Raw genomic sequence first — 26,788 nt, 5'->3', positions numbered from 1 at the left:
CCCCCGGGAGACGACCAGCGCCAGCGCGCGCTCCGGGTCGGCGAGCACCCGCACGTCCGCGCCGGGGTCCGCCCGGCACAGCAGCAGGTCGGCCGCCGACCCCGGGGCGAGGACCCCGAGCCGCCCGGTCTCACCGAGCAGCTCGGCGCCCACCAGGGTCGCCGAGGCGAGCACGTCTCAGGAGTCCTGCACCTCCGCCCGCAGCGCGAACTCACGGTTCTGCTGGTCGGCCATCGGGCCGAGCAGGTCGGTGCCCAGGGCGATCCGGACGCCGGCCGCCGCGGCCGCGCGCACCGCGTCGGCCGACCCCTTCTCGACAACATGATGGACGGCACCGCCTGCGTCACCGGCAACGCCCCGTGGCAGTGGGACGACGTCGTGCTGGACCTGGGCATGCAGCTGGCCGATCTCGCGCACCAGACCGACGTCGACGTCCTGCGCAGCGTCGCCGACATCGAGACCACCCACGCCACCGGCGGCGTCGGGCTGGTGTTCGGCCTGGAGGCGGCCACCCCGATCGGCAACGACCTGGACAAGCTCGACGTCCTCTACGGGCTGGGCATCCGGCAGATCGGCATCGCCTACTTCGACTCGAACGCCCTCGGGTCGGGGCTCAACGAGGTGGTGGACGGCGGGCTGACCGCGCTGGTCCGGCGGGCGGTGCGGCGGATGAACCAGCTCGGGCTGGCCGTCGACGTCTCGCACTCCTCCGACCGGACCGGCATCGACACCTGCGCCGCATCGGACCGGCCGGTGTTCATCACCCACGCCGGTGCCCGCGCCGTCTGGGACATCCCGCGGCTCAAGGGCGACGACGTGCTGCGTGCCGTCGCCGGCACCGGCGGGGTGATCGGCATCGACGCCGTCGGCTTCGGCCCGGACTCCCTCTACGGCGACCACGTCGGGCTGCACACGGCCTTCGCCGGGCTGCTGTCCACCGAGCCCCGGCCGGGTGCCCCGGTGCCGGAGCGGGTGCCCTACGTCGACGGCCTGGAGAACCCGACGGAGTGCTTCGCCAACATCGCCGCCTGGCTGGTGCGCGACGGCTTCACCGACGAGGAGATCACCAAGGTGCTCGGCGGCAACGTGCTCCGGGCGCTGCGGGCGATCTGGGTCTGACCCGTGTCGGAGTTCGGCCGGTCCGCGGCAGGGGTACGCGCCTGCCATGACCCAGAACGTGACCGAGCCCCAGACCAAGCCCCTCGCCCTGGTGACGGGTGCCTCCAGCGGCATCGGCCTCGAGCTCGCCAAGCAGTTCGCCGAGCACGGCTTCGACGTCGTGGTCAACGCCGAGGACGCCGGCATCGAGAAGGCCGCGATGCTCGTCCAGGCCTCCGGCGCGCACGTCATCCCGGTCCAGGCCGACCTCCGCACCCCGGAGGGGATCGAGCAGCTGTGGAGCCGGGTGCAGGCCATCGGCCGGCCGCTGGACGCCGCCGCGCTCAACGCGGGCGTCGGCGTGGGCGGTGCCTTCGTCGACACCGACTGGGCCCGCGACCTGGAGATCATGCAGCTCAACGTGGTCTCCACGACCGCCCTGCTCAAGCTGGTCCTGGTGGAGATGACCGCCCGCGACGAGGGGCGGGTGCTGGTGACCTCCTCGATCGCCTCCACCCAGCCGGGGTCCTACCAGTCGATCTACAACGCCTCGAAGTCCTTCGTGCAGTCGCTCACCGAGGCGGTGCAGGACGAGCTGAAGGACTCCGCCGTCACCGTCACCTCGCTGATGCCGGGGCCGACGGACACGAACTTCTTCGCCCGCGCGCAGATGCTGGCCACCGGCATGGGCAAGGGTCCCAAGGACAGCCCCGAGGACGTCGCCCGGCAGGGGTTCGAGGCGCTGATGGCCGGGGAGAAGAAGGTCGTCGCGGCCTCGCTCGCGGTCAAGGCGGTGGAGGCGATGAACAAGGTGCTGCCGGACTCGGTCAAGGCGATGGGCAACCGGGTGATGGCCAAGCCGCGCGACTGACCGGACGCGCGGGGCTGCTCCCTCCGGCACCCGGACGCGCTGACGACGCCCTCCCCGACCCCGGGAGGGCTGTCGTCGTCCCGGGGAACCGGTGCGGTCTTCCGCTCAGCGGGCGGCCGCGGTGCGCCGCTGCCGGGCAGCGGTGGCACAGTTGAGCCATGGACGACGTCGTCATCTGCTCACCGCTCCGCACCCCCGTCGGCCGCTTCGGCGGGGTGTTCGCCGGGTTGTCGGCCAACGAGCTCGCCGCCACCGCGCTGCGCGGGCTGGCCGAGCGCACCGGCCTCGGTGAGGGGGAGGTCGACGACGTCATCCTCGGCAACTGCAGCCCGAGCGGCGAGAACCCGGCGATCGGCCGGATCGCCGCGCTCGACGCCGGGCTGGGCGTGCAGGTGCCGGGGCTGCAGATCGACCGGCGCTGCGGCTCCGGGCTGCAGGCCGTCGTCTACGCCGCGATGCAGGTCGCTGCGGGCTCCGGGAAGGTCGTCATCGCCGGTGGCGTGGAGTCGATGAGCAACGTCGAGCACTACGCGCTGGGCCTGCGCACCGGCGCCAAGGGTGACGGCGTGATGCTGCACGACCGGCTGGCGCGCGCCCGGGAGACCGCCGGCGGGCTCCACCACCCGGTGCCCGGCGGGATGCTGGAGACGGCCGAGAACGTCCGTCGCGAGTACGGGATCGACCGGCTGGAGCAGGACGCCTGGGCGCTCCGCTCGCAGCAGGCCGCCGGCGCCGCGATCCGCGAGGGCCGCTTTGCCGAGGAGATCATCGGCGTGGAGCTGCCGGCCACCCGCAAGACGCCGGCCCGCCTGGTCACCGAGGACGAGCACCCGCGCCCGGAGACCACCATGGCGGACCTCGCCAAGCTCCGCCCGGTCATGGGCCGGGTCGACCCCGAGGCCACGGTGACCGCCGGCAACGCCTCCGGGCAGAACGACGGCGCGGCGGTGTGCGTCGTGACCACCCGCCAGGAGGCCGAGCGCCGCGGCTGGGAGCCGATGGTGCGGCTGGTCGGCTGGTCGGTGGCCGGCGTGCCGCCGGAGACCATGGGCATCGGGCCGGTGCCGGCCACCGCCGCCGTGCTGGAGCGGACCGGCCTGAAGCTCTCCGACATGGACCTGATCGAGCTCAACGAGGCCTTCGCCAGCCAGGTCCTGGCCTGCCTGGGTGAGTGGGGCCTGGGCTCGGACGACCGTGAGCGGGTCAACGTCAACGGGTCCGGCATCTCCCTCGGCCACCCCGTCGGCGCGACCGGCGCCCGCATCCTGGCCACCCTGGCGCACGAGATGCGCCGCCGTGAGGCCCGCTACGGGCTGGAGACCATGTGCATCGGTGGTGGCCAGGGCCTCGCCGCGGTGTTCGAGCGCGTCGTCTGACCGTCCCGCGGTGAGCGCCGCCGCGCGTGCGGCCGCACGGACGGCGGCCGGGCTCGCGCTCGCCTCGGCCGCGGTCACCGGGCTGCTCCTCACCCTGTGGGGCGCGGCCGACGTGCTGCTCGGCGGCGCCGTGCACACCGGCCTCATGGACCTCGGGCCGGTCGCCGACGAGCGGGCACTGCGGTGGCACGTGCTCTGCTGGGACGCCTGGTTCCTGGGGCGTCGCCCTGCCGATCGCCGTCCGGCTGACCGCCCGCCGGTCGGCTCAGCGCGGTGGCGCGGTGGTGCCCCGTTCCAGCAGCACCGGCTCCACCAGCTCCGCCCGGCGCCCGGGGTAGCCGTCGCCCCCACCGGTGAGCTGGGCCAGCAGCATCGCCGCAGCCCGCTCGGCCTGGTGGGCGGCCTGGTTGTCCACGGCGGTCAGCGGCGGGCACCACCAGCTGTAGAAGGGCTCGTCCTCGGTGCAGACGACCGAGAGCTCGTCCGGCACGCGCCGGCCACCGGTGCCGAGGGCGGGCAGCGCCCCGAAGGAGGCCTCGTGGTTGCTGAGCAGCAGCGCGGTCGGTGGCTGGGGGAGGGCCAGCAGGCTCGCCGCGGCGGCCCGGCCGAACCCCGGGGTGAACGGGCCGCGGTGCACCAGCTGGTCGACGACCGGGAGACCGGCGTCGGACATCGCCGTCCGGAAGCCGGCGTGCTGCAGCCGGCCGGAGGTCACGTCCGGCGGGCCGCCGATCGTCGCGATGCCGGTGTGCCCCAGGTCGATCAGGTGCTGGGTGGCCAGCCGGGCCGCCTGCTCGTAGTCCGCCCGCACCGACGGGGCCAGCGAGCCGGGCACCTCGCGGTTCATGGTGACCACGGCGCGGCCGTCCCGGACGAGGTGGTTCACCAGGTCGCCGTTCGCCCCGGACCCGGCGACGACCACGCCGTCGAAGTGGTGGGCCCGCACGGTCTCCAGGAACGCGGCCTCCCGCTCGGGGCAGCCGTTGGTGGTGGACACCAGCACCTGGTAGCCGTGCTGGGCGGCCCAGTCCTGCAGCGTCTCGGCGATGGTGTGGAAGGTGGCCGTGCGGAGGTTGTTGACGACCAGGCCCAGCAGACCGGTGCGCCGGGTGCGCAGCGCGCTGGCCATCCGGTTGGGCTGGTAGCGCAGCGCGCTCGCGGCGGCCTCGACGCGGGCCCGGGTGGAGGGGAGCACGCTTGGATGGCCGGAGAGGGCCCGGCTGGCGGTGCTGGTGCTGACCCCGGCCGCAGCCGCGACCGAGCTGAGCGTCGCGGTCACAGCCCGATGTCTACCGGGGTGCGCAGCGGGTCCTGAGCGCGCCCCGGCCACCGACCCGGGGTCGTAGGTGTGCTGCCGCCCAGGGAGCAGGCCGCCATGTGTCCTTCGATGTAGCGTGGGATGTGTCCCCGGACGCAGCCGTGCGTCCGGCCGGCCCAGCCCGCTGCCGCCGACCCGGCGAACGGGTCCACCGGACCGTCACGGTCGCGCGGCAGCGCACCCCGTGCGGTTGCCGCCCGCCCCGCTGTGGTTGTGTGATGGCTCCCACAGCCGCTACCCGGGTGTGCGGACGCGACGCCCAGTGTGTCGACACGAGGAGGCACTCATGTGGGAGACAGTTCCCCACCCCTGTCCGGTCCGGTTCGTCCTCGAGGCCGGGGCGTGAGCGCCGCACCGCAGTCGCGGGAGCACGCCGCCCAGGCCGTGCCCGCGCCGTCGTCGGCCACCGGCGGCGACCCCGACAGCGAGCCGGAGCGGGTCGCCGACGCGGCCACCGGCCTGGACATGATCCTCACCGACGCGGCGCTGGGCCCGCTGCGCCGGCTGCTGCCGCCGGTGTCCACCGGCCTGCGGTTCGCCGCCGGCCTGGCCCGGCACCCGCGCGCGGTGGCGGGTCATGCCGGACACCTGGTCGGGGAGTGGGGCCGCATCGGGCTCGGTCGCTCCGAGGTGGCGCCGGGCCCCAAGGACAAGCGGTACGCCGACCCTGCGTGGTCGGGCAACGGCCTGCTGAAGCGGGCCATGCAGGCGCACCTCGTGGCGGCCGAGACGGCACCCAAGCTGGTGGACGACGCGCAGCTGCCGTGGGCCGACGACGAACGGATCCGCTTCTCGGTGACCAACATCGTCGAGGCGCTGGCACCGAGCAACAACCCGGTGCTGAACCCCGTGGCGTTGAAGGCCGTCATCGACACCGGCGGGAAGAGCGCGGTGTCCGGCACGAAGCGGATGGTCCGCGACTTGTCCTCGGCGCCCCGGGTGCCCTCGATGGTCGAGCCGGACGCCTTCGAGGTGGGCAAGGACCTCGCCCGGACCCCGGGCGTGGTCGTGCTGCGCACCCCGGTGTTCGAGCTGATCCAGTACTCCCCGACCACCCCGACGGTGCACGCCGTCCCGCTGGTGATGGTGCCGCCGACGATCAACAAGTTCTACATCGCCGACCTCGCGCAGGGGCGCAGCATCGTCGAGCACATGGTCGCCGGGGGCCAGCAGGTCTTCATGATGTCCTGGCGCAACCCCGACGCCCGGCACGCCGACTGGGGCCTGGACACCTACGGGCAGGCGGTCCTCGACGCGATGGCCGCCGCCGAGCGGATCACCGGCGCGGAGCAGACCAACCTGATGTCCTTCTGCTCCGGCGGGATCATCACCGCCATGGTGATGGGTCACCTCGCCGCGATCGGTGAACAGGACCGGGTCTCCTCCGTCTGCTACGCCGTGACCGTGCTCGACCAGGCCCGCGGTGGCACGGCCGGGGCCTTCCTGGACGAGAAGAGCGCCCAGGCCGCGACCCGGGCCTCGGCGAAGAAGGGCTACCTGGACGGCGCGACGCTGGCGGAGGTCTTCGCCTGGCTGCGCCCGAACGACCTGATCTGGAACTACTGGGTCAACAACTACCTGCAGGGCAAGCCCCCGCCGGCGTTCGACATCCTCTACTGGAACGCCGACACCACCCGGATGGCCGCGGCGTTGCACCGGGGCTTCCTGGACCTGTCGGTGAACAACTCGCTCACCAAGCCGGGCACGGCCACGATGCTCGGGACGCCGGTGGACCTGTCCGCGGTCACCGTCGACTCCTACGTCGTCGCCGGGATCGCCGACCACATCTGCCCGTGGCAGTCCTGCTACGCGACCACCCAGCTGCTCGGTGGGGACACCCGCTTCGTCCTGTCGACCAGCGGTCACATCGCCTCGCTGGTGAACCCGCCGACCAACCCGAAGTCGACCTGGCGGACAGCGTCGCCCAACACCCCAGACGCCGACGAGTGGCTCGCCTCCGCGCACACCGAGAAGGGGTCGTGGTGGACCGACTACGCCCGCTGGGTGGGTGAGCGGGCCGGCGACCAGGTCGACGCCCCGACCGAGCTCGGTGGCGGTCAGCCGACCCTGGGTCAGGCCCCCGGCACGTACGTGTTCGACAAATGACCGCCAGCCGAGCCTGGGACCAGCGGCTGCGGACGGTCACCGTCTCGGGCCGGACGCTGCGCGTCTCGGTCCGTCCCGGCGACGGCACCCTCCCCCCGCTGCTGCTGATGAACGGCATCGGCGCGAGCCTGGAGGTGCTGCAGCCGTTCGTGGACGCGCTCGACCGGAGGCGCGAGGTGATCCGCTTCGACGTCCCGGGCGTGGGCGGGTCCCCGAAGCCGGTGGTGCCGTACACCATGGTCACCTTCGCCCCCGTCGTCGCCGCGCTGCTGCGCGAGCTGGGTCACCCGGAGGCGGTCGACGTGCTCGGCTTCTCCTGGGGCGGCGGGCTCGCGCAGCAGTTCGCCGTGCAGCACCGGCGGCACTGCCGGCGGCTGGTGCTGGCCGCGACGGGGACCGGCTCGCTGATGGTGCCGGCACATCCGCGGGTGCTGTCGAAGATGCTGACGCCGCGGCGGCACCGCGATCCCGGGCACGCCCGGGCGATCGCCGGGGAGATCTACGGCGGGACGATGCGCCAGCACCCCGAGCGCGCCGCTCAGGTGCTCCACTCCGCGACCCGGTTGGGCCCGCAGCGCGGCTACTACTACCAGCTGGCTGCCGGTGCCGGCTGGTCCAGCCTGCCGCTGCTGCGCATGATCCATCAGCCGACGCTCGTCCTGGCCGGCGACGACGACCCGATCATCCCGGTGGCGAACCCACGCCTGATGGCGCGGCTGATCCCGGACTCCGAGCTGCACCTGTACCGCGGCGGGCACCTCGCCCTGGTCACCGAGGCCCGCGAGCTGGCCCCGGTGGTCGACCGCTTCCTCAGCTGAGGGCGGCCCGCGAGAACTGTCGGAGCCGGGTCGTACGGTCGGCGGACCGGGCCACGAGGGCCCGGTCCGGGGGGAGTGGCCGTGTACCTGTCCGACGCCGAGCTGGTCGTCAGCGCCAGTGACCTGACCGGGTTCCTGGAGTGCGAGCACCTGACCCGGCTGTCGCTGGAGGTCGCCCGCGGCCAACGGCTCAAGCCCACCGCCACCGACCCGATGACCGAGCTGGTCGCCCAGCACGGCATCGACCACGAGGCCCGGCACGTGCAGCGGCTGCGCGACCGCGGGCTGTCCGTCGTCGAGATCGTCCCGCCCCGCGGGAAGGACGCCGACGCACTGCGCCGGGCCCAGGCCGACACGCTGGCCGCGATGCGCGCCGGGGCCGACGTCGTCTACCAGGCCACCTTCTTCGACGGCGCCTGGCGCGGGCACGCCGACTTCCTGCTCCGCACCGACCGGCCCAGCGACCTGGGGCCGTGGGCCTACGACGTCGCCGACACCAAGCTCGCCCGCCGGATCAAGGTCCCGGCCCTGCTGCAGATGGCCCTCTACGGCGACCTGCTCGCCGGGCTGCAGGGCGTGCCGCCGGAGCTGCTCACCGTGGTCACCGGCGACCAGCAGGAGCTGGTGTTCCGCTACTCCGATGCGGAGGCCTACGCCCGCACGGCCCGGGCCCGCTTCCTCGCGCGGCTGGCCGACGGTGAGCTCGCCGCGCCCTACCCGAACGCGCACTGCGGCGTCTGCCCGTGGCGGGAGACCTGCACCGCCCGCTGGCGGGAGGAGGACTCGCTGTCGCTGGTCGCCTCGATGCGCCGCGACCACGCCACCGCGCTGGCCGAGGCCGGGATCCACACGCTGGCCGCGCTGGCCACCCGGCGGCCCGAGCAGCTGCCGGACGCGATCGGCCGGACGTCGCGGGAGCGGCTGACCCAGCAGGCCCGGCTCCAGCTGGCCGAGCGGGTGACCGGCGCGCCGTCCTACGAGTTCCTGCCGCGCGAGCACGGCCGGGGCTTCGAGCTGCTGCCCCCGCTCAGCGCCGGCGACCTGTTCTTCGACATCGAGGGCGACCCGTTCGCCGGCGACGCGGGCCTGGAGTACCTCTGGGGCGTCCTGGACACCGCCGGCGAGTTCACCGCGTTCTGGGGCTGCGACCCGGCGGCCGAGGACCAGTCGGCCGCGGAGAAGGCCGCGTTCGAGCAGCTCGTCGACCACCTCTGCGCCGCCTACGCCGCCGACCCGACGATGCACGTCTTCCACTACGCGCCCTACGAGCCGACCCGGCTGAAGACCCTGTCCGCGCGGTTGCAGACCCGGGAGGCCGAGGTCGACCGGCTGCTCCGCGCCGACGTGCTCGTCGACCTGTACGCCGTGGTGCGCCAGGGCCTGCGGCTGAGCAAGGAGTCCTACTCGATCAAGCAGGTCGAGGACTACTACCGCGGCCACGTCCGGGCCCACGGCGCAGAGGTCTCCGACGCCGGCGAGAGCATCGTGGCCTTCGAGCGTTGGCTGGCGACCCGCGACGAGGCAATGCTGGCGCAAATCGAGGCCTACAACCGCGACGACTGCGTCTCCACCCGCGAGCTGCGGGACTGGCTGGAGGAACGCCGCACCGAGCTGCTGGCCTCGGGTGCCCTGCTGCGCCGTCCCGAGGACGGCGACCCCGACGGATCGGCGGAGAACGCCGCGGCCCAGGCGCTGCGCGAGGGGCTGGAGGAGCGGCTCACCGCCGATCTGCCCGACACCGGCCGCACCCCGCAGCAGCAGGCGACCTGGCTGCTGGCCCAGCAGCTGGGCTGGCACGCCCGTGAGGCACGGTCCGCCTGGTGGGAGTACTTCCGGCTGCGGGACCTGCCCGCCGACGAGCTGGAGCGGGAGACCGCCGCCCTCGGCCCGCTCGAGGCGCCGGAGCTGGTCGGTGCGGGCAAGGGCGCCCAGCACTGGCGGTACCGGTTCCCGCCGCAGGAGACGAAGGCGTCGGCCGGCAACCGCATGGAGCACCTGCTGCTCACCACCGACGGCCGGCGCCTCACCAGCTCCGTCGTCGACATCGACCCCACCGCGGGCTGGGTGGTGCTGGCCCGGAGAGGTGCGGCGGACCTCGAGCACCCGACGGGACTGCTGCCCACGTCCCCGCCCAGCGACAAGGTCTTCCGGGCGGTGCTGCACGACCTCGGTGAGCAGGTGGCCGCGGCCGGCATCGACGGACCAGGTCCGCTGCGCGCCGCCCGCGACCTGCTGCTCCGGCGGGCGCCGCGGCTGCCGGCCGGCACACCCGTGCGGGAGGCAGGGGAGGGTGCCGCGGCCGCGGTGCGTCGGCTCGCCGGCCTGCTGGACGGCGGTGTGCTGGCGGTGCAGGGCCCGCCCGGCGCCGGGAAGACGTACACCGGGGCGCGGGCCGTCGTGGACCTGGTGCGCGCCGGGAAGCGGGTCGGGCTGACGGCCTCCAGCCACAAGGTGATCGGCAACCTGCTCGACGCCGTGATGGTGGCCGCCCGCGAGGCGGGCGTGCCGGTCCGTGCCCTGCAGAAGGCCGACGACCTGCAGCGGTGCGCCGACGCCGACGTGCAGTGCGCGAGCAGCAACGGTCAGGTCGTCGACGCGCTGGACGCCGGTGAGGTCGACCTGGTCGCCGGCACCTCCTGGCTGTTCGCCCGGCCCGAGCTCGCCGGCCGGCTCGACGTGCTGGTCGTCGACGAGGCCGGGCAGCTGTCGCTGGCCAACACCCTGGCGGTCAGCCGGGCCGCGACCAACCTGGTGCTCCTCGGTGACCCGCAGCAGCTGCGGCAACCCGGCCGGGGCATCCACCCCGACGGCGCCGACGTCTCGGCGTTGCAGCACGTGCTGGGCGACGACGAGGTGCTCAGCGCCGACCGCGGCGTGTTCCTCGACCGCAGCTGGCGGATGGCGCCGGCGCTGTGCCGGGTCGTCTCCGCGCTCTCCTACCGTGGCGAGCTGCAACCGGCGCCGGTCACGGCGGGGAACCGGCTCGACGCACCGGCGCGCTGGGCGGCACCGGCAGGGATCGGCTGGGTGCCGGTGGAGCACGAGGGCAACGGCGCAGCCTCCGCGGAAGAGGCGGCCGTGGTCGCCGCGCTGGTGAGCGACCTGATGGGCTGCTCCTGGCACGCCGGCGGGGTCGACCGGGTCATGGGACCGGCCGACGTGCTGGTGGTCACGCCGTACAACGCGCAGGTCAACCAGGTGCGCGGTGCGCTGGCCGCGGTGGGGCTCGGCGCAGTGGAGGTCGGCACGGTGGACAAGTTCCAGGGCCGGGAGGCCGCGGTCGCGGTCTTCTCGCTCGCCGCGTCCAGCGGTGCGCACGTGCCGCGCCGGCTGGACTTCCTGCTCGACCGGCACCGGCTCAACGTCGCGCTCTCCCGGGCCAAGACGGTCGCCTACCTCGTCGGCAGCCCGGCGCTGCTGACCTCCCCGGTGCAGACGCCGGAGCAGCTGCGCCTGGTCAACGGACTGTGCCGGCTGGTGGAGACGGCCACCCAGCCCGCGCTGGCACCAGCGGGCAGATGACCCCGGCCGTCGGTCTCGCGTCGCCCGTGGACCTCCGGGTCGCCCCGCCGGCGTCCTCGGCGGTGGTGCGGGCCCGGTTCCGCCGGCAGGGCCGCCGCGACACCGTGCCGGAGCTGGCGGTGCGCCGGCGGTTGCACGCCCGCGGAGTGCGGTACCGGGTCGATGTCCGCCCCTGCCGGGAGACCCGCGCCCGCGGCGACCTCGTGTGGAGGCAACGCAAGATCATCGTCTTCATCGACGGCTGTTTCTGGCATGCGTGCCCCACCTGCGGCCACTGGCCGACGGCCAACTCCCGCTGGTGGTCCGAGAAGCTGCGGGCCAACGTGGCCCGGGACCGGCGCACCGACGGCGTCCTCACCCGCCTCGGTTGGCGGGTGCTGCGGTTCTGGGAGCACGAGGACCCCGACGCGGTCGCCGACGCGATCTGCGGAGCACTCGGTCGGACCCGGTGACTTCCCGGGTCGCCATATCCCTGAGCAGGTAGGTGAGGCTAGCCTCACCTACGTCCGGTGATCGAGCCGGCACGACGATCCCGGGAGACCCGCGATGGCGACGGCTACCACCGAACGGCCCGCGACCCCGCTCGCCGAGCCCGCCGCGCCGTCGTACCGCTTCTTCTCCGCCCGGGTCACCCGGGTCGAGCGGCTGAGCCCCAGCTTCCTGCGGCTGACCTTCGCCGGCCCCGAGCTCACCGGCTTCGGTGTGGGCGGCGCCGACCAGCGGATCAAGCTGGCGCTCTCCCGCGACGGCGGGCCGGTCCGGCAGCTGCTCACCGACGGCCCGGGCTGGTACCAGGAGTACTGCGCACTGCCCGATCACGTGCGTCCGTTCCTGCGCACCTACACCGTGCGGGCCGCCCGTCCGCAGCTCGGCGAGCTCGACGTCGACCTCGTCCTGCACGGCGTCGAGGACGGCCACCCCGGCCCCGCCGCGAGCTGGGCGGCCGCCGCCGTGGCGGGCGACCCGATCGTCGTCCTGGGCCCCGACCGGTCCGGCACCGGCCGGGCGTGGGGCGTCGAGTGGGCGCCACCCGCCGAGGGCGTCCTGTTCCTCGCCGGCGACGAGACCGCCGTCCCGGCGATCAGCGCCATCGTCGAGGCGCTCCCCGCCGGCCGCCGGGCGGTCGCCGTCCTGGAGGTCCCCGAGGCCGGCGACGTCCTCTCCCTCGCCGTCCCGCCGGGCGTCGAGGTCCGCTGGCTGATCCGCGGCCGCCGGGCCCGCGGCGAGGCCCTCGGCCCTGGGGTGCACGCTGCACTGTGCGAGCTCGGCGTGGCCGCGCACACGGCCGGGGTCGAGCCGGAGGACGTCGACCTCACCGGCGGCATCCTCTGGGAGGTGCCGCAGGACGGCGCCGACGGCTGCTACGCCTGGCTGGCCGGCGAGGCCGGGATGGTCAAGGCGCTGCGCCGCCGGCTCGTCCGCGACCTCGGCGTCCCGCGCTCGTCGGTGGCGTTCATGGGCTACTGGCGGACGGGCGCGTCCGAGGGCAGCTGAGCGGCGCCGGCAGGGCCTACGGTCGAGCTGTGCGCCCCTTCCTGCTCCTCGTCCTCGTGCTGTTCGCGATCTGGATCGCGATGACCGTGATCGGCCTCATCGTCAAGGGACTGTTCTGGCTCGCGGTGGTGGGCCTGCTGTTCGCCGCAGGCACGGCGGCGATCGGCACCTCCCGCCGCCGGTGACCGTCCTGCTCGTCGACGTCGCCAACACCGTCGGCGCGCGCCCCGATGGCTGGTGGCGGGACCGCGCGGGCGCCACCGCCCGGCTGCTCGACCGGCTGGCGGCGCTGCCCGGCACGACGCCGCCCGGTCCGGACGGCGCACCCGTGCCGGTGGTCGCCCTGGTCGCGGTCGTCGAGGGCCGGGCCCGGGACGTCACGGCGCCGGCCGGGGTGCGGGTCGTGCGTGCCGCCGGCAGCGGCGACGACGCGCTGGCCGCGGTCGCCGCCGAGCTCGCCGACGGCGACGACGACCTGCTGGTGGTCACCGCAGATCGGGGGCTGCGCGACCGGTTGCCCGGCACCGCCCGGGTCGCCGGACCCGGCTGGTTGCTGGCCGCGGCGGACCGCGCCGGCGGCTGACCCGCCTCGGCGGGCTGTCGGGGAAGTACAAGACCGGGGACGGCGCCGGGTGCAGGCTGGGGGCATGACCGAGACCCTGACGACCTCCGCCGTGCGCGCCGCTTCCGACCTGGCCGCCGGCCCCCTCCGCGCGGTCACCGCGGACCAGCTGACCGCGGCCACCCCGTGCGGCGACTACGACGTCCGCGCCCTGGTCGACCACCTGGCCTGGGCCGCGGTGCTGTCCCAGCGGGCGGCCACCCGCACACCGCTCGAGCACGACTGGAGCAGCCTCACCCCGGCGCCCTTCCTCGACGGCGTGCCGGTGGAGCAGTGGGCGGCTGCGGTCCCGGCCGAGCTGGACACCGCCGCCGACGCCTGGGCCGACCCGGCGGCGTGGCAGGGCGAGACGCTGATGGGCACGACCCCGATGCCCGCCGAGGTCGTCGGACCGCTGATGCTGGCCGAGTTCGTGCTGCACGGCTGGGACCTCGCCCGGGCGATCGGTGCGCCCTACGACGTCCCCGCCGAGCTGGGCGAGGCCACCCTCGCCGCGGTGCAGCCGGTCGCGCAGATGGGCCGGGACGGCGGCTGGTACGGACCCGAGGTGCCGGTGCCCGCCGACGCCCCTGCCTTCGACCGAGCCCTGGGGCTCGCCGGCCGCGACCCGGCCTGGCGAGGCTGAGGCGCCTCAGGCCGGCGTCGACACCAGGGTCAGCCGGGTCGAGCGGCGCCGGCCGGTCAGGCAGGCGGCCAGCGCGAGCAGCAGCGCGACGCCGTCCTCAGCGAGGGCGGCCTGCAGCGCGGGCATCCGCCCGCCGGCCCACCTCCGCCAGGCCAGCCCGCCGAAGGACCCAGCCGCGGAGCCGGCGATCCCGGCCACCACCGGCAGCGCGGCGTTCGCTCCCTGCCGCTTGGCCAGCATGCCGGCGCCGGCCGCGCCGCTGGCCAGACGCGCGGGCAGCGCGGCCGCGCTGGTCCGGTCCGGCGTGCCCGGCTGCTTGTCGGCGTAGAGCTCCCCGGCGACCGCGGCGAGGTTGGACAGCTTCTTCACCGCGCCGTCGGGCGCGGTGAGCATGGGTCCGGCCACGCCCAGCGAGCTCCGGCCGCCGGTGGCCACGCCCAGCAGCAGCGACCGGCCGACCAGCCCGGCCGAGGCCGCCTGGCGGGGGAGCACCCGCTCGTCCGGCGTCGGCAGCCCGGCCACCACCGCCTGCGCGACCGCGCCGTAGGCCAGGTGCGGGAGGGCGTCGGCGATCCAGTCCTCGCGCGACCACGTGCGGGGGTCGCTGACGCCGAGGGCGGCGACCGGGACGTCGGTGGCGGCCAGCGCGGCGGCGCCCTTGACCACCGCTCCGACCGGGAATGGCATCCGCACCCCGGCCGAGCGGACCAGGCTGAAGACCACCCCGAGCCCGACGCCGTTGGCGATGCCGGCGAGCTCGCCCAGGCCCCGGCGGCGGGCGTCCCGGGTGGCGCCGCGGCCGGGGACGGCGCTGCCGGCCGCGTGCGCGACGGCGTCCACCAGCTGCTGCGGGACGGTGCTGGCCGGGCGGCCGCGGACGGCCATGTCGAGGTAGGTGGCGGCGTGCAGGGCGAGGGTGCCGGCAGCGCCGGCGATCAGTCCGCGCGAGAAGGTCCCGGTCATCCCCTGACCCTCGGGGCAGCGGGGAGCTGCGGCAACCGGAGGCGCGGCTGTGACGAGGGAGACAGCGACGTGGGGACACTCACGCCTGCTGGACACGGCATTGACACGCACCGCTCACGTGTGCATGGCACCGTGGAGTCAGCGCCCGAGGTCGTGTGCTCTCCGACCCCCGCCCGTCGCACTGCGGTGCCGCGCGAACACCCCTGAAGGTCTCCCATGCTCCGTTCTGCCCTCACCCGTGCCTCCACCACCGATCCGTCGCCGTCCCGGCTGTGGGCGGCCGTCGCCGCCTTGTTCGCCCTCGACGGGTTCGTCTTCGGCAGCTGGGCCGCCCGGGTCCCCGACGTCAGCGCTGTGACCGGCGCCGGCCACACCGCGCTCGGCGTGGCCCTGCTCTGCCTGTCCCTGGGCGCGCTCGCCTGCATGCAGCTGACCGGCGCGCTGTGCGCCCGGCTGGGCACCGGCCTGACCGCCGCGGTGGCCGGCATCGCAGCCAGCGCCTGCGCCGTGCTGCCCGGCTTCGCCACCGGCGTCCCCTCGCTCTGCGCCGGGCTGCTCGTCTTCGGTGCCGCCACCGGCGCGGTGAACGTCGCCGCCAACAGCGTCGGCGTGCAGGTCGAGGCCCGCGCCGGCCGGCCGCTGCTGTCCGGGCTGCACGCCGCGTTCAGCGCCGGCGGGCTGCTCGGTGCGCTCCTCGGCGGCCTCGCGTCGGCGCTGGTCGGCGTGACGCCGCACCTGCTCGCCGTCGCCGTCCTCGGCCTGGCCGTCATGGCGTGGGCCGGGCCGGTGCTGGCCGGTGCCGACGCCGGCACCCGGACCGCCGCGCAGGCCGCTCCCGGCACCGCGGCGGACCCCGGTCCCCGGCCGACCGCCGTCCTGGTCGTGCTGGGCGCCGTCGCGGGCGCCACCGCCTACGGCGAGGGCGCGCTGTCCGACTGGGGCGCGCTGCACCTGCGCGAGCAGCTGCACGCCGCCCCGGCGCTCGCCGCGGCCGGTTACGCCGGCTTCTCCTCGGCGATGGCGGTCGGCCGGCTGGCCGGCGGCCGGCTGGTGGGCGCGCTCGGCGAGCGCCGGCTGCTGGTCGGCGGGGCGCTGGTCGCGGCCGCCGGCGCGCTCACCGCGGTGCTCACCACCTCCCTGCCGGTGGCCCTGGCCGGGTTCGTGCTGGTCGGGCTCGGCCTGGCCAACGTCTTCCCGCTCGCCATCGCCCGGGCCGGCGCCCTCGGCGGGCCCTCGGGCGTCGCGCTCGCCACGACCGTCGGCTACACCGGCCTGCTCGGCGGCCCGCCGGTCATCGGGTTCCTCGCCGAGCACGCCGGGCTGCCGACCGCGCTCGGCACGGTCGCCCTGATGGCGGTGCTCGCCGCCGTGCTGGTGCTCGGCATCGAGGGCCCGGCGCTGCGCCGGCCGTCGCTGCCGCGGGCCGGCTGGGCGCAGCCGGTCCTGTTCGGCCGCCGGCCGGTCGCGGTGGTCCTGCGCCCGGTCGGCGACGCGCTGCAGCCGGCCGCGACGAAGGTGCGCCGGGGCACCGGCAGCTACGTCCGCGACCTGCGGCTGCTCGAGGTGGGCTGACCCGACAGCAGGGTCTCCACCAGGGCGCCGAGGTCCGGCGCGACCAGGTCATAGCCGCGACCGTCGGCTCCGGTGCCCCGGTCGAGGAAAGCCGTGCGCAGGCCCTCGCGCGCGGCGCCGTCGAGGTCCCACGGGTGCGCGGCCACCATGAGCACCTGTTCGGCCGGCAGCCCGAGGACCTCCAGTGCCCGCCGGTACGTCCGCGGGTCCGGCTTGTAGGCCGCCACCGACTCGGCCGAGACGACGGCGGTCCACTCCCAGCCGACGTGCTCGAACACGGCGGCGGCCTGGCCCGGCCCGGCGTTGGTCAACGCGACGACGGGCAGCTCCGCCCGGAGCCCGGCGAGCGCCTCGGGCACCCCGGGGAAGGGCTCGATGCGGTGCCCGAAGCGGGCCAGCTCGGCGACCTGGGGGCCGGGCAGCCACAGCTCGTGCGCGGCGAGCAGTTCGGTCAGCGCCGCCCGCTCGAGCTCCCCGTGGGGGCGGAACGGCCGCTCCCGGGCCGCGATCGGTGCCATCGCGCGGTCGACCCGGTCGCGCCAGTCGGCGGCCAGCGACTCCGCTCGGTCGGCCAGATCCGGCAGGGCCGCGCGCAGCGCGGCAATCCGGCCCCCGGTCTCATCCAGCAGGGTGCCGAGGACGTCGAACACCACGGCGGTGACCGGCTCGTCGTGTGCCATGCCCGCAGTGTGGCGTACCGCACAGCCGGGCCGGGAGGGCTGGCGCTCGGGCAGGCTGGACCGGTGACGACCGCACCGTGCGCCTCTCTCCCTGGCCGACCCCGCTGGACCCCGCGCCCCGGCTGGCCACCGCCCTGGGCCTCTCCCCGGACGACCTGTGGGTCAAGCGCGACGACCTGACGTCTCTCGCCGGCGGCAACAAGGTCCGCAAGCTCGAGCACCTGGTCGGTGAGGCCGAGGCCGGCGGTGCCACCGTGCTGGTCACCAGCGGCGGGGTGCAGAGCAACCACGCCCGGATGACCGCGGCCGCCGCCGCGGTCCGGGGCCTGCGCGCCGTCCTCGTGCTCTCCGGCGAGCCGGACGCCGCCCGGGCCGGCAACCTCGCGCTGGAGGAGCTCTTCGGCGCCCGGGTGGTCGTGGTCGGGCCGGACGAGGACGTCGAGGCGCGGGTCGCCGAGGTGGCCGCGGCACTACGCGGCGACGGGGAGGTGCCCGGCCGGCGCACGGTCTTCCTGCACACCGGCGGGCTGCCCGGCCTCTTCGGCCACCCCTACGCCGCCCAGCTGGCCGGGGAGCTGCTCGACCGCCGGTGAACAACGTGTGTCGAGGAACCGCACCCCGTTGACCTGGGGAGGAGAGGGGAACACGCTGGCCGGGCCTGATCCGAGCCGAGCCGGAGGACCCAGATGACCGCCGACCCAGCACCCGCCCGAGCAGCGCAGGCGACCGGGCGGGGGGTCGAGGCCGAGGCGGTGGACGCCGGTTACCTGCAGAAGCGCGAACTGCGTTCCGGGACGGCGGGGTGGCTGCTGCTCGCCGGCCTCGGGGTGTCCGCGGTCATCTCCGGTGACTACGCCGGCTGGAACTTCGGGCTGGCCGAGGGCGGTTTCGGCGGCCTGCTGATCGCCGTCGTGCTGATGGCGGTCATGTACACCGCGATGGTGTTCGGCCTGGCCGAGCTGGGCTCGGCGCTGCCCACGGCCGGCGGCGGGTACACCTTCGCCCGCCGCGCGCTGGGCCCGTGGGGCGGTTACGCCACCGGCATCGCGGTGCTCATCGAGTACGCGATCGCACCGGCCGCCATCGCCACCTTCATCGGTGCCTACGTCGAGTCCCTCGGGCTGTTCGGGATCACCGACGGCTGGTGGGTCTACCTCGCGGTCTACGCGCTGTTCATCGGCATCCACCTGCTCGGCGTGGGCGAGGCGCTCAAGGCGATGTTCGTCGTCACCGCCATCGCGCTGCTCGGCCTGCTGGTGTTCCTGGTCGGTGCCATCCCGCAGTTCGACGCCGGCAACCTGCTCGACATCGCGCCCACCGACGCCGCCGGCGCCTCGGACTTCCTGCCCTACGGCGTGCTCGGCATCTGGGCGGCGTTCCCGTTCGCGATCTGGTTCTTCCTCGCCGTGGAGAGCGTGCCGCTGGCCGCCGAGGAGGCCCGCGACCCGGCCCGCGCCATGCCCCGCGGGATCATCGCGGCGATGGCGGTCCTGGTGATGCTCGCCGTCCTCATGCTGGTGTTCACCCCTGGGGCGGGCGGCTCGGCCGCGATCGCCGGGTCGGGGAACCCGCCGGTCGACGCGCTCGATGTGGGCGGGGCCCCGGACGGGCTCACCCGGGTGGTCAACTACGCCGGGCTGTTCGGGCTGGTCGCCAGCTTCTTCTCGATCATCTACGCCTACTCCCGGCAGACGTTCGCGCTGTCCCGGGCCGGCTACCTGCCCCGCGCGCTGTCGGTCACCAACGGCCGGAAGGCGCCGGTGCTGGCGCTGCTCGTGCCCGGGGCGATCGGCTTCGTGCTCTCGCTGACCGGGCAGGGCGCGATGCTGCTCAACATGGCCGTCTTCGGCGCGACCGTCTCCTACGTGCTGATGATGGTCAGCCACATCGTGCTGCGCCGCCGGGAACCGGACCTGCCGCGGCCGTACCGGACCCCGGGCGGGGTGGCGACCACCGGCGTTGCGCTCGTGCTGGCCGCGGCGGCGGTGGTCGCCACCTTCCTGGTCGACGTGGAGGCCGCGCTCTGGACGCTCGCCGCCTACGCGGTGTTCCTGGCCTACTTCGCCGTCTACAGCCGGCACCACCTGGTGGCCTCGGCGCCCGAGGAGGAGTTCGCCGCACTGGCCGCGGCCGATGAGGAGTTGAGATGACGATCCGCCGGACGACGCTCGGTGGGCACACCCACGAGTTCCCCTCGCTGTCGGACCTGCTGGCCAAGGCCACGCCCGCCCGCTCCGGTGACGTGCTCGCCGGTGTGGCGGCGGAGTCCCAGGAGCAGCGGGTGGCCGCGCAGTACGCCCTCGCCGACGTCCCGCTGGCCACGTTCCTCACCGAGCAGGTGGTCGGCTACGACGAGGACGACGTCACCCGGCTGATCCTGGACACCCACGACGCCGCCGCCTTCGCCCCGGTCGCCTCGCTCACCGTCGGCGGGTTCCGCGAGTGGCTGCTGGTCCGGGCGGCGGAGCGGGACGAGGCGGCGATCTCCGGCCTGGCCCGCGGGCTGACCCCGGAGATGGTCGCCGCGGTGTCCAAGCTGATGCGCAACGCCGACCTGGTGGCCGTCGCCCGGCGGACCCGGGTGGTCACCGGGCTGCGCAGCACGCTCGGGCTGCCCGGCCGGCTGGCCTCCCGGCTGCAGCCCAACCACCCGACCGACGACGCGGTGGGGGTGACCGCCTCCATCCTCGACGGCCTGCTGCACGGCAGCGGGGACGCCGTCATCGGCATCAACCCGGCCACCGACTCCCCGGCGCAGACGATCGCGCTGCTGGAGCTGGTCGACGCGGTGATCAGCCGCTACGAGATCCCCACCCAGTCCTGCGTGCTGGCGCACGTGACCACCACGCTGCGGGCGCTGGAGGCCGGCGCCCCGGTCGACCTGGTCTTCCAGTCCGTCGCCGGCACCCAGGCCGGCAACCGCGGCTTCGGCGTCACCCTCGACCTGCTCACCGAGGCGCGGGCCGCCGCCCTGGAGCTGGGCCGCGGCACCGTCGGGCGCAACGTCACCTACTTCGAGACCGGGCAGGGGTCGGCGCTGTCGGCCGACGCGCACCACGGCGTCGACGGCCGGGCGGTCGACCAGCAGACGCTGGAGTGCCGCGCGTACGGGGTGGCCCGGCACTTCGACCCGCTGCTGGTCAACACCGTCGTCGGGTTCATCGGCCCGGAGTACCTCTACGACGGCAAGCAGGTGGTCCGGGCGGGGCTGGAGGACCACTTCTGCGGCAAGCTGCTCGGCCTGCCGATGGGCGTGGACGTCTGCTACACCAACCACACCGACGTCGACGGCGACGACACCGACACCCTGACCCTGCTGCTCGGGGCGGCCGGCTGCTCGTTCGTCATCGCCGTCCCCGGCTCGGACGACGTGATGCTGCACTACCAGTCGCTGTCGTTCCAGGACGTGCTGACCGCCCGCGCGGTGCTGGACCTGCGGCCGGCGCCGGAGTTCGAGGCGTGGCTGGCCCGGATGGACCTGCTGGACGACGCCGGGCGGGTCCGCGAGCTCGCCGCCGACGCCCCCGCCGCCCGGGCCCTGCTCGCGGCCGCCCGATGACCGCCCCCGAGGGCCATGTCGGCCACCATGGCCCTGCCGACGACCCGTGGTCGCTGCTGCGGAACGCCACCCGCGCCCGGGTGGCGCTGGGCCGGGCGGGGGACGGGCTGCCCACGGCGCGCGAGCTGGAGTTCCGGGCCGCGCACGCCGTCGCCCGGGACGCCGTGCACACCCCGCTGGACGCCGACCGGGTGCGCGCCGCGCTCGCCGACGCCGGTGTCGACCTGCCGCTGCTCGAGGTGCACAGCCAGGCGCCGGACCGGGAGACCTACCTGCAGCGGCCGGACCTCGGCCGCCGGCCGGCGGACGGCACGCGGCTGCCGGCGGGGGAGCACGACCTGGCGCTGGTGCTCGCCGACGGGCTCTCGCCGCGGGCGGTGCACGAGCACGCCGCCGGCACGGTGGCTGCGGTGCTGGAGCGGCTCCCCGGCTGGTCGGTGGCGCCGCTCGTGCTGGCGCACCAGGCCCGGGTCGCCCTGGGGGACCCGGTCGGGGAGGCGCTGGGTGCCCGGATCGTCGTCGTGCTGGTGGGAGAGCGGCCCGGCCTGAGCTCCGCGGACAGCCTCGGGCTCTACCTGACCCACGACCCGCGGCCGGGACGGGCGGACTCGGAGCGCAACTGCATCTCCAACGTCCGCCCGCCGCACGGGCTGTCCTACGCGCAGGCGGCGGACACCCTCGTGGCGCTGCTGCAGGCGTCCCGCCGGCTCGGCGCGTCGGGCGTCGTCCTCAAGGACGAGGGCGCGGCCCTGCCGCCGGGTGTCGGCTGAGCCTCAGCCGAAGACGGCGTCCGCGGCGTACTGGTCGTCGGTGGTGTCCCAGAACTCCGCGATCCTGCCGTGCTCCATCCGGCACACGTGCACGTCGGTGATCGCGAAGGACCGCTCGCCGCTGCGCGCGGAGACGCCCACCAGGGCGAGGACGTGGTCGTCGTCGGCGAGGACGGTGCGGACCTCGATCCGGAAGGAGCCCTCGGTGACCGTCATCAACCGGCCGAACATCTCGTAGACCGCAGCCCGGCCCACATGGGTGCCCGACAGCTGGTTGCGGCCGGGCAGGTGCCAGCGGATGTCCTCGGCGAAGACCTCGTCGAGCGCGGCGAGGTCGCCCTTGGCGAAGGCGTCGTAGGCCTCGCGGACGAGGGTGGCGTGGGGGTGCTCGGACATGACGTGCTCCTCCCGGTCCGTCCCCCCGCGCCCGCAGTGTCCTCCTCCGGGCGGGCGGGCAGAACCGCTGCGCGCACGCTCGTGCTCTGCTGCCCCGGCGGCAGCAGAGCACGAGCGTCGGCCGGGGGTCAGGCGGTGGCGTACGAGCCGGAGCCGAGGTCCTCGAGCAGCGACACCCCGGTCGGCTGCCAGCCGAGCTCGGCGCGGGCCTTGGCGCCGGTGGCCTGCTGGTCGAGGTCGAACGCACCGGCGAGCGGGCCGAGGCGGGCCTCGGTCTCGGCAGCGGTCGAGCCCACCGTCGCGGTGCCGAGTCCGGCGCCCCGGCCGGCCGCCTCACCGATCTCCCGCACCGTGGGGTTCTGCCCGCTGGCCCCGAGGTAGTACGAGCCGGCGGCCGCCCGGGTCAGCGCCCGCGCGTAGAGCCGCCCGAGGTCGTCGGCGTGCACCGTCGTCCAGTGCTGCTCGCCGCTGCCGGGCAGCACGAGCGCGCCGTCGTCGGTGCGTGGGCCGTCCTTGACCAGGTTCGGCAGGCCGAGGCCACGGCCGTGCACGATGCCGGGGGCGATCACCACCGAGCGCACCCCGTCGGCGGCCGCGGCCCGCACGCGGGCGTCCAGCGGCAGCCGCCACGCGGTCAGCTGCGGGGGTGCGAACGGGGTGTCCTCGTCGATCTCCCCCGGGCCGTGCACCCAGACACCGCTGGTGTGCACGTAGGGCCGGCTGCTGCCGGCCAGCGCGGGCAGCACGGCGTCGAGGAGGGCGGCGTCCCGGTCGGCGTCCTTGCCGTCCGCGGCGGCGGCGGTGTGGATGACGCCGTCGGCGGCGCGGGCCGCGTCGGCGAGCAGCGCGGAGTCGTCCACCTCGCCCCGGACGACGGTCGCGCCGGCGTCCGCCAGCTGCGCGGCGGAGCTGTCGCTGCGGGCCAGTGCGTGCACGGTGTGCCCGTCCTCGAGGAGGGCGCGCAGGACCGCGGATCCGACGAGACCGGTACCACCGGTGAGGAAGACGTCCATGCCCGCGACAAGTCCGTCCGGCGCCGGCGGATTCCCGGGCGACGTCGTCCGGAGGACGACGACGTGCTCAGAACCGGCGCAGCGGCCCGATCCGCATCACCGCGCTGAGCAGGACCTCCATCGGGTGCCGCTGCGGGCGCTGCACCTCGGCCGGCCAGTCCGGCACCATGTCCGGGTCGGCGGGCGCGGTGGCGGCCTCGACGACGCGGCCCTGCAGCCGGGCCCGCACCTCCTCGGCGCTGTAGGCCCTGCGGTGGCGTTCATGACGGACGAGGACCGCACCGGTCGCCGCTACGCCGACGATCCCGGCGACTCCGAACAGCTTCGACAGGCGCATGAACCGTTATGTTAGTGATGTGGCTCACTCCCGTCTCGTGTCGCGTACGTCCCCGGCCTCGCTGTCGCTGCCCGAGGCGGTCGAGCTGACCCGCACCGGCGACGTCTGGGTCTTCCGCGGCGGTTCCCCGGCCGACCGTGCCATCCAGGCGGTCACCAACGCCCCGGTCAACCACGTCGGCGTCGCCGTCGTGCTCGACGACCTGCCGCCGCTGCTCTGGCACGCCGAGCTCGGGCACTCGCTGGCCGACGTGTGGTCCGGCCGGCACCAGCGCGGCGTCCAGCTGCACGACCTCTCCGACGCCGTCTGCGTGTGGAAGAAGCGGTACGGCCAGCAGGCCTGGCTGCGGCAGCTGGTCGGCCCGGCCGAGGACGGCGGGGTGACCCGGGAGATGGAGGACGCCGTCCTGCGCACCATCGCCCGGCTGGACGGCAAGCCGTTCCCGACCACCCGGCACCTCGCACGCGGGTGGCTCACCGGGAAGGTGCGCCGGCACCTCAGCAACGACACGATCTTCTGCGCGGAGCTGGCGGCGACCACCTACACCGCGATGGGCCTGCTGGCCGCGGACCGGCCGATGAACGCCTACGACCCGGGCAGCTTCTGGTCCGGCGACGACCTCCCGCTCGTCGACGCCGAGCTGGGCCGCGAGATCCGGGTCGACGTACCCGCCGGCCCCGAGTGCGGCTAGCGCCCGGTCACACCGCGACCCAGCGGTTGACCAGCGCGACGATCGCCTCCTGCTGAGCGGTGACCTCCGCCGGGTCGCCCAGGGTGAGCACCGCCCGGTCGGGTGCCACCCACCGCAGCAGCCCGGCGTCGTCGCCGAACTCGAAGCCCTCGGTGTCCTGCGGCGCGGTGCCGCGGTGGAACACCAGCTGCAGGTGGTCGGCGGGGAAGAGCCGGAAGGTGACCCGGTCGACGCCGCGGGAGCAGAAGCTCGGGGCCTTCCACTTCACGTGCTCGGTGAGCTGGTCGTTGGAGGCCATGATCGCGGCGCGGAGCCGGCGGACGTCGTCGGCGCGGGGGTGCTGCAGGTCGGCGAGGAACTCCTCGACCGTGGGCTGGGCCATGCCCACCAGGGTGCCGCACACCCCCGACGGTTCAGTGCTCGCCGGGCCCGCCGAGCACGTCGGCGGGTCGCAGCCGGCCGCTGACCAGGTCCGCGGCGACGGAGTCCACCGACCGGCCGGCGGAGTAGGAGTAGCCGCGGAGCAGCGCGAGGGCCGCCGGTGCGTCGACGTCGAGCGCGCCGCTGGTCCGGTCCACCGCCGTCCACACCACCGCCCGGCGCCGGGCCGGAGGACTGTGCAGCCAGTCCGGACCGCTCTCCGCCGTCCAGGCCGAGCGCACCAGCGCGTCGCAGAGCGCGGTGTTGACCAGGTCGCCGACGGTCAGTGCGGCGAACACGTCGAGCCTCGGGACGTCGGCGGCGTCGACGAAGAAGAGGTTCATCGCGCCGACCCGGGTCAGCGGCGAGCGCAGCGGCAGCGAGACGATGCCGCGGAACGGGGTCCCCTCCAGCAGGAGGTCGGCGTAGACGGGCCAGCGCCGGCGGATGTCCTCCTCGACGACGAACACCGGCTGCCCGGTCTCGTGGGCGAGCAGGCACGGACCGGTGCCGACGGTGAACTCCAGCCGTTCGGCGCGCGCGGCGTCCGGCGAGCTCGCGCCCAGCGGGGACCGGCCGGTCTCCGTGGCCAGCAGGCTCAGCCCCGCGCCGTCCACGCCCAGCGCCTCGGCGGCGGCCCGGGCGAGCCGGCCGGGCAGCAGGTGCCCGTCGTCCCCGGCCCCCGCCTGGGCGGCGAGGGTCGCGGCGAAGCGCGCGATGAGATCCACCGTCCTACATTGCCCCATCGGCGGGGTCGGCGCACCACGAGGGTCCGAGCTCAGCGGCGCGCCGGTGCCGGTACGTGCGGAGCGAGTGCCAGGACGCTGTCCTGCTCACCGGCGACCGTGGGGTCGTGGGTGACGCAGACGACCAGCCGCCCGGCCAGTGCCCGGCGCAGGTCGGTCACCAGTGCGGCGGCGGTCGGCGGGTCCAGGTGCGCGGTGGGCTCGTCGAGCAGGACGACGTCCCGGTCGGCGAGCAGCGCCCGGGCGACGGCCAGCCGACGGCGCTCGCCGCCGGACAGCGCGGTCCCGCCCGCGCCGACCGGCGTGTCCAGCCCGGCGGGCAGGCTCGCCACCAGCGCGCCGAGCCCGGCCGCGGTCAGCGCCGTCCGCATCGCCTGCTCGCCGTCGGGACCGGCCAGCTCACCCCGCGGGCGGGCCAGCGCCAGGTTGGCGCGCACCGAGGCGTCGAAGACGTGCGCGTCCTGCGGGCACCAGGCGATGGCGGCCTGCACGTCGGCGCGGGTCAGCCGGTCGGTCGGCACGGGGCGGCGGCCGTCGCCGAGCACGTACTCGCCTGAGGCCGGCCGCAGCGAGGCCATCAGCACCGACAGCAGCGTCGACTTGCCCGAGCCGGACGGCCCGGTGACCACCAGCCAGCCGGAGCCGGCGGTCGCCACCAGGTCCAGGTCGCGGAGGACGGCGGGGCGGCCCGGCCAGCCGGCGGTGAGCTGCTCGGTGGCGAGCTCGCGCACCGGCACCGGGACGGCGAGCCGGTCCCCGGGTGCCGGGTCGGCCGCGATCGGCTCGGCGAGCACGGCCTCCACCCGGGACCGCGCGTCGCGCCAGGCCATCCGGTTCCGCCGGGCCGACCCGATCGCGGTGAGCGGTTCCAGCAGCGCGAGCGGGGCGAGGGCGAGGACGGCGGCGACCGGGGCGTCCAGCCGGCCGGCCTGCACCGCGGCCGCGCCGGCGGCCAGCGCCAGGACGGCGGCCGACCCGGTGGCCAGCACCGCGATCGCGTCGCCGAGCGCGGCGGCCGCGGCACCGGCCTGGGCGGCCCGGCCCTGCCGGCGGCCCAGCTCGTCGAGCCGGTCGGCCGCACCCGGCGCCAGCCCGTGGGCGCGGAGGTCCCCGGCCGCCTCGAGGGTGGCCGTGGTCTCCCGGAGGGTCACCGTCTGCAGCTCGGCCGCGGACCGGGCGACGCCGCGGTCCGCCCAGCGGTGCACGCCGACCGTGGCCAGCACCGCGGCGGCGAGCACCGCGGCGACCAGCGCACCGGCCTGCGGGTCGAGGACCGTGAGCACCGCCGTCGTGCCGGTGAGCACGACACCCGCGACCCACTGCGGGGCGACCACCCGCACCGAGAGGTCCTGCAGCAGCCCGACGTCCCCCACCAGGCGGGCCAGCGCCCGGCCCGGGGTCCGATCGGCCGCCGGGCCCTGCGCGACCAGCGCGCTCCACAGCCGCAGCCGGGTGGCCGAGGCCAGCCGGAAGGCGGCGTCGTGGGTGGCCAGCCGCTCCAGCCAGCGCAGCACCGCCCGGCCCAGGCCGGAGGCGCGCACGGCGACGATCGCCACCATCAGGGTGAGGATCGGCGGCTGCTCGGCGGCGCGCACGATCAGCCAGCCGGAGACCGCGGTGAGCGCGATGCCGAACGCGCTGGCGGCGGCGCCTGCGGCCACCGCCCGGAGCACCGCCCGCCGCGGCCACGCCAGCCGCGCAACCGCCACAGCCTCACTTCCCGCCCCACTCTCCGCGCGGAAAGCGGGGCGGGGAGACTCACTCACCGCGCGGGGAGCCACGTCCGGGAGC

27 protein-coding genes are annotated in these 26,788 nt (G+C 75.6%); 17 read left to right on the top strand and 10 right to left on the bottom strand.

The annotated features are described in order from the left end of the window. Nucleotides 1–153: hypothetical protein (locus FHL80_RS27120; protein WP_439331107.1), on the bottom strand; the 153-nt coding region annotated here is incomplete at its 3' end. Between the two features lie 168 nt (nucleotides 154–321). Here FHL80_RS27120 and FHL80_RS19570 point away from each other — a divergent pair. The 3 genes from FHL80_RS19570 to FHL80_RS19560 all read left to right on the top strand — a co-directional run bounded on the left by FHL80_RS19570 (nucleotide 322) and on the right by FHL80_RS19560 (nucleotide 3,345). After that, nucleotides 322–1,119, top strand: a complete 798-nt coding sequence (locus FHL80_RS19570; protein WP_246078810.1) for a dipeptidase — start codon at nucleotides 322–324, stop codon at nucleotides 1,117–1,119. Between the two features lie 46 nt (nucleotides 1,120–1,165). Next, nucleotides 1,166–1,969, top strand: coding sequence for an SDR family NAD(P)-dependent oxidoreductase (locus FHL80_RS19565; RefSeq protein ID WP_138735033.1), 804 nt, complete (start codon nucleotides 1,166–1,168; stop codon nucleotides 1,967–1,969). 158 nt (nucleotides 1,970–2,127) lie between these two features. After that, nucleotides 2,128–3,345 carry an acetyl-CoA C-acetyltransferase gene (locus FHL80_RS19560; protein ID WP_138735032.1) on the top strand — a complete coding sequence of 406 codons (1,218 nt, stop codon included), beginning with the start codon at nucleotides 2,128–2,130 and terminating at the stop codon, nucleotides 3,343–3,345. A 265-nt stretch (nucleotides 3,346–3,610) separates the two neighbouring features. Here the strand turns inward: FHL80_RS19560 and FHL80_RS19555 are convergent, their stop codons facing one another. Beyond that, entirely contained in the window at nucleotides 3,611–4,624 is a 1,014-nt protein-coding gene (locus tag FHL80_RS19555; RefSeq protein ID WP_138735031.1) for a LacI family DNA-binding transcriptional regulator, read from the bottom strand. Nucleotides 4,625–5,005: 381 nt separating this feature from the next. On the opposite strand from FHL80_RS19555, the gene FHL80_RS19550 reads away from it, so the two are divergent. The 8 genes from FHL80_RS19550 to FHL80_RS19520 all read left to right on the top strand — a co-directional run bounded on the left by FHL80_RS19550 (nucleotide 5,006) and on the right by FHL80_RS19520 (nucleotide 13,850). Further along, nucleotides 5,006–6,769, top strand: a complete 1,764-nt coding sequence (locus FHL80_RS19550; protein WP_138735030.1) for a PHA/PHB synthase family protein — start codon at nucleotides 5,006–5,008, stop codon at nucleotides 6,767–6,769. Further along, entirely contained in the window at nucleotides 6,766–7,587 is an 822-nt protein-coding gene (gene phaZ, locus FHL80_RS19545; protein ID WP_138735029.1) for a poly(3-hydroxyalkanoate) depolymerase, read from the top strand. The genes FHL80_RS19550 and phaZ overlap by 4 nt, the downstream gene beginning before the upstream one ends. Before the next feature lie 81 nt (nucleotides 7,588–7,668). Next, nucleotides 7,669–11,109: a TM0106 family RecB-like putative nuclease gene (locus FHL80_RS19540; protein ID WP_138735028.1), complete on the top strand. Its 3,441-nt coding sequence runs from the start codon at nucleotides 7,669–7,671 to the stop codon at nucleotides 11,107–11,109. Continuing rightward, a complete protein-coding gene (locus FHL80_RS19535) occupies nucleotides 11,106–11,561 on the top strand; it encodes a very short patch repair endonuclease (RefSeq protein WP_138735027.1) in 456 nt (151 codons plus the stop codon). The genes FHL80_RS19540 and FHL80_RS19535 overlap by 4 nt, the downstream gene beginning before the upstream one ends. A 94-nt stretch (nucleotides 11,562–11,655) precedes the next feature. Then, nucleotides 11,656–12,603 (top strand): siderophore-interacting protein, encoded by a 948-nt coding sequence (locus tag FHL80_RS19530; protein WP_138735026.1) that lies wholly within the window; start codon nucleotides 11,656–11,658, stop codon nucleotides 12,601–12,603. Between the two features lie 29 nt (nucleotides 12,604–12,632). After that, on the top strand, nucleotides 12,633–12,788 hold the full coding sequence (locus FHL80_RS25725; RefSeq protein WP_216870891.1) for a hypothetical protein: 156 nt from the start codon (nucleotides 12,633–12,635) through the stop codon (nucleotides 12,786–12,788). Beyond that, the gene (locus FHL80_RS19525) at nucleotides 12,785–13,186 is read left to right on the top strand and encodes a hypothetical protein (RefSeq protein WP_216870889.1); all 402 of its coding nucleotides are present in this window, start codon (nucleotides 12,785–12,787) and stop codon (nucleotides 13,184–13,186) included. Before FHL80_RS25725 ends, FHL80_RS19525 begins: the two co-directional genes overlap by 4 nt. A gap of 64 nt (nucleotides 13,187–13,250) precedes the next feature. Next, a complete protein-coding gene (locus FHL80_RS19520) occupies nucleotides 13,251–13,850 on the top strand; it encodes a TIGR03086 family metal-binding protein (RefSeq protein ID WP_138735024.1) in 600 nt (199 codons plus the stop codon). A gap of 6 nt (nucleotides 13,851–13,856) precedes the next feature. Here FHL80_RS19520 and FHL80_RS19515 read toward each other — a convergent pair whose 3' ends face one another. Next, nucleotides 13,857–14,813, bottom strand: a complete 957-nt coding sequence (locus FHL80_RS19515; protein WP_138735023.1) for a hypothetical protein — start codon at nucleotides 14,811–14,813, stop codon at nucleotides 13,857–13,859. A gap of 216 nt (nucleotides 14,814–15,029) precedes the next feature. Here FHL80_RS19515 and FHL80_RS26800 point away from each other — a divergent pair, with 216 nt between their 5' ends. Continuing rightward, a complete protein-coding gene (locus tag FHL80_RS26800; RefSeq protein ID WP_138735022.1) occupies nucleotides 15,030–16,385 on the top strand; it encodes an MFS transporter in 1,356 nt (451 codons plus the stop codon). Here FHL80_RS26800 and FHL80_RS19505 read toward each other — a convergent pair. Further along, a complete protein-coding gene (locus FHL80_RS19505) occupies nucleotides 16,349–17,065 on the bottom strand; it encodes a haloacid dehalogenase type II (protein ID WP_138735021.1) in 717 nt (238 codons plus the stop codon). The genes FHL80_RS26800 and FHL80_RS19505 overlap by 37 nt on opposite strands. Nucleotides 17,066–17,142: 77 nt before the next feature. Between FHL80_RS19505 and FHL80_RS19500 the strand changes: the two genes are divergently transcribed. The 4 genes from FHL80_RS19500 to eutC all read left to right on the top strand — a co-directional run bounded on the left by FHL80_RS19500 (nucleotide 17,143) and on the right by eutC (nucleotide 21,394). Continuing rightward, on the top strand, nucleotides 17,143–17,658 hold the full coding sequence (locus tag FHL80_RS19500; RefSeq protein WP_138735020.1) for a pyridoxal-phosphate dependent enzyme: 516 nt from the start codon (nucleotides 17,143–17,145) through the stop codon (nucleotides 17,656–17,658). A gap of 93 nt (nucleotides 17,659–17,751) precedes the next feature. Then, nucleotides 17,752–19,215 carry an ethanolamine permease gene (eat, locus tag FHL80_RS19495; protein ID WP_216870888.1) on the top strand — a complete coding sequence of 488 codons (1,464 nt, stop codon included), beginning with the start codon at nucleotides 17,752–17,754 and terminating at the stop codon, nucleotides 19,213–19,215. After that, a complete protein-coding gene (locus FHL80_RS19490) occupies nucleotides 19,212–20,624 on the top strand; it encodes an ethanolamine ammonia-lyase subunit EutB (RefSeq protein ID WP_138735019.1) in 1,413 nt (470 codons plus the stop codon). The genes eat and FHL80_RS19490 overlap by 4 nt, the downstream gene beginning before the upstream one ends. Next, nucleotides 20,621–21,394 carry an ethanolamine ammonia-lyase subunit EutC gene (eutC, locus tag FHL80_RS19485; RefSeq protein ID WP_138735018.1) on the top strand — a complete coding sequence of 258 codons (774 nt, stop codon included), beginning with the start codon at nucleotides 20,621–20,623 and terminating at the stop codon, nucleotides 21,392–21,394. The genes FHL80_RS19490 and eutC overlap by 4 nt, the downstream gene beginning before the upstream one ends. 3 nt (nucleotides 21,395–21,397) lie before the next feature. Here eutC and FHL80_RS19480 read toward each other — a convergent pair whose 3' ends face one another. The 3 genes from FHL80_RS19480 to FHL80_RS19470 form a co-directional block, all read right to left on the bottom strand. Further along, nucleotides 21,398–21,790 (bottom strand): nuclear transport factor 2 family protein, encoded by a 393-nt coding sequence (locus FHL80_RS19480; protein WP_138735017.1) that lies wholly within the window; start codon nucleotides 21,788–21,790, stop codon nucleotides 21,398–21,400. Nucleotides 21,791–21,918: 128 nt separating this feature from the next. Then, nucleotides 21,919–22,803 carry an NAD-dependent epimerase/dehydratase family protein gene (locus FHL80_RS19475; protein WP_138735016.1) on the bottom strand — a complete coding sequence of 295 codons (885 nt, stop codon included), beginning with the start codon at nucleotides 22,801–22,803 and terminating at the stop codon, nucleotides 21,919–21,921. A gap of 67 nt (nucleotides 22,804–22,870) precedes the next feature. After that, complete coding sequence (locus tag FHL80_RS19470; RefSeq protein ID WP_014741969.1) at nucleotides 22,871–23,140, bottom strand: hypothetical protein; 270 nt, start codon at nucleotides 23,138–23,140, stop codon at nucleotides 22,871–22,873. A gap of 37 nt (nucleotides 23,141–23,177) precedes the next feature. Between FHL80_RS19470 and FHL80_RS19465 the strand changes: the two genes are divergently transcribed. Continuing rightward, nucleotides 23,178–23,831, top strand: coding sequence for a hypothetical protein (locus tag FHL80_RS19465; protein WP_246078809.1), 654 nt, complete (start codon nucleotides 23,178–23,180; stop codon nucleotides 23,829–23,831). Nucleotides 23,832–23,838: 7 nt separating this feature from the next. On the opposite strand, the gene FHL80_RS19460 is transcribed toward FHL80_RS19465, so the two are convergent. From FHL80_RS19460 to cydC, 3 genes are read right to left on the bottom strand one after another with little or no spacing between them, the layout of a single operon-like run. Further along, nucleotides 23,839–24,213 (bottom strand): DUF1801 domain-containing protein, encoded by a 375-nt coding sequence (locus FHL80_RS19460; RefSeq protein WP_138735015.1) that lies wholly within the window; start codon nucleotides 24,211–24,213, stop codon nucleotides 23,839–23,841. A 31-nt stretch (nucleotides 24,214–24,244) separates the two neighbouring features. Next, nucleotides 24,245–24,979: a GAF domain-containing protein gene (locus tag FHL80_RS19455; RefSeq protein ID WP_138735014.1), complete on the bottom strand. Its 735-nt coding sequence runs from the start codon at nucleotides 24,977–24,979 to the stop codon at nucleotides 24,245–24,247. Nucleotides 24,980–25,029: 50 nt separating this feature from the next. Continuing rightward, nucleotides 25,030–26,706: a thiol reductant ABC exporter subunit CydC gene (gene cydC / locus FHL80_RS19450; protein WP_246078808.1), complete on the bottom strand. Its 1,677-nt coding sequence runs from the start codon at nucleotides 26,704–26,706 to the stop codon at nucleotides 25,030–25,032. Between the last annotated feature and the right edge of the window lie 82 nt (nucleotides 26,707–26,788).

It is taken from the genome of Modestobacter excelsi, from assembly GCF_005930495.1.
Taxonomy (GTDB): Bacteria; Actinomycetota; Actinomycetes; order Mycobacteriales; family Geodermatophilaceae; genus Modestobacter; species Modestobacter excelsi.
This window is presented reverse-complemented; position numbering and strand designations above follow the sequence as displayed.

Excerpts from the sequence above, each read along its gene's own strand:
- FHL80_RS19565 (WP_138735033.1), top strand. The coding sequence starts at position 1,166 with ATGACCCAGAACGTGACCGAGCCCCAGACCAAGCCCCTCGCCCTGGTG.
- eutC (WP_138735018.1), top strand. The coding sequence starts at position 20,621 with ATGACCGCCCCCGAGGGCCATGTCGGCCACCATGGCCCTGCCGACGAC.
- FHL80_RS19505 (WP_138735021.1), bottom strand. The coding sequence starts at position 17,065 with ATGGCACACGACGAGCCGGTCACCGCCGTGGTGTTCGACGTCCTCGGC.
- FHL80_RS19475 (WP_138735016.1), bottom strand. The coding sequence starts at position 22,803 with ATGGACGTCTTCCTCACCGGTGGTACCGGTCTCGTCGGATCCGCGGTC.
- FHL80_RS19515 (WP_138735023.1), bottom strand. The coding sequence starts at position 14,813 with ATGACCGGGACCTTCTCGCGCGGACTGATCGCCGGCGCTGCCGGCACC.
- FHL80_RS19520 (WP_138735024.1), top strand. The coding sequence starts at position 13,251 with ATGACCGAGACCCTGACGACCTCCGCCGTGCGCGCCGCTTCCGACCTG.
- phaZ (WP_138735029.1), top strand. The coding sequence starts at position 6,766 with ATGACCGCCAGCCGAGCCTGGGACCAGCGGCTGCGGACGGTCACCGTC.
- FHL80_RS19490 (WP_138735019.1), top strand. The coding sequence starts at position 19,212 with ATGACGATCCGCCGGACGACGCTCGGTGGGCACACCCACGAGTTCCCC.
- FHL80_RS19570 (WP_246078810.1), top strand. The coding sequence starts at position 322 with ATGATGGACGGCACCGCCTGCGTCACCGGCAACGCCCCGTGGCAGTGG.
- FHL80_RS19470 (WP_014741969.1), bottom strand. The coding sequence starts at position 23,140 with ATGCGCCTGTCGAAGCTGTTCGGAGTCGCCGGGATCGTCGGCGTAGCG.
- eat (WP_216870888.1), top strand. The coding sequence starts at position 17,752 with ATGACCGCCGACCCAGCACCCGCCCGAGCAGCGCAGGCGACCGGGCGG.
- FHL80_RS19560 (WP_138735032.1), top strand. The coding sequence starts at position 2,128 with ATGGACGACGTCGTCATCTGCTCACCGCTCCGCACCCCCGTCGGCCGC.
- FHL80_RS19530 (WP_138735026.1), top strand. The coding sequence starts at position 11,656 with ATGGCGACGGCTACCACCGAACGGCCCGCGACCCCGCTCGCCGAGCCC.
- FHL80_RS26800 (WP_138735022.1), top strand. The coding sequence starts at position 15,030 with ATGCTCCGTTCTGCCCTCACCCGTGCCTCCACCACCGATCCGTCGCCG.
- FHL80_RS19460 (WP_138735015.1), bottom strand. The coding sequence starts at position 24,213 with ATGGCCCAGCCCACGGTCGAGGAGTTCCTCGCCGACCTGCAGCACCCC.
- FHL80_RS19535 (WP_138735027.1), top strand. The coding sequence starts at position 11,106 with ATGACCCCGGCCGTCGGTCTCGCGTCGCCCGTGGACCTCCGGGTCGCC.
- FHL80_RS19480 (WP_138735017.1), bottom strand. The coding sequence starts at position 21,790 with ATGTCCGAGCACCCCCACGCCACCCTCGTCCGCGAGGCCTACGACGCC.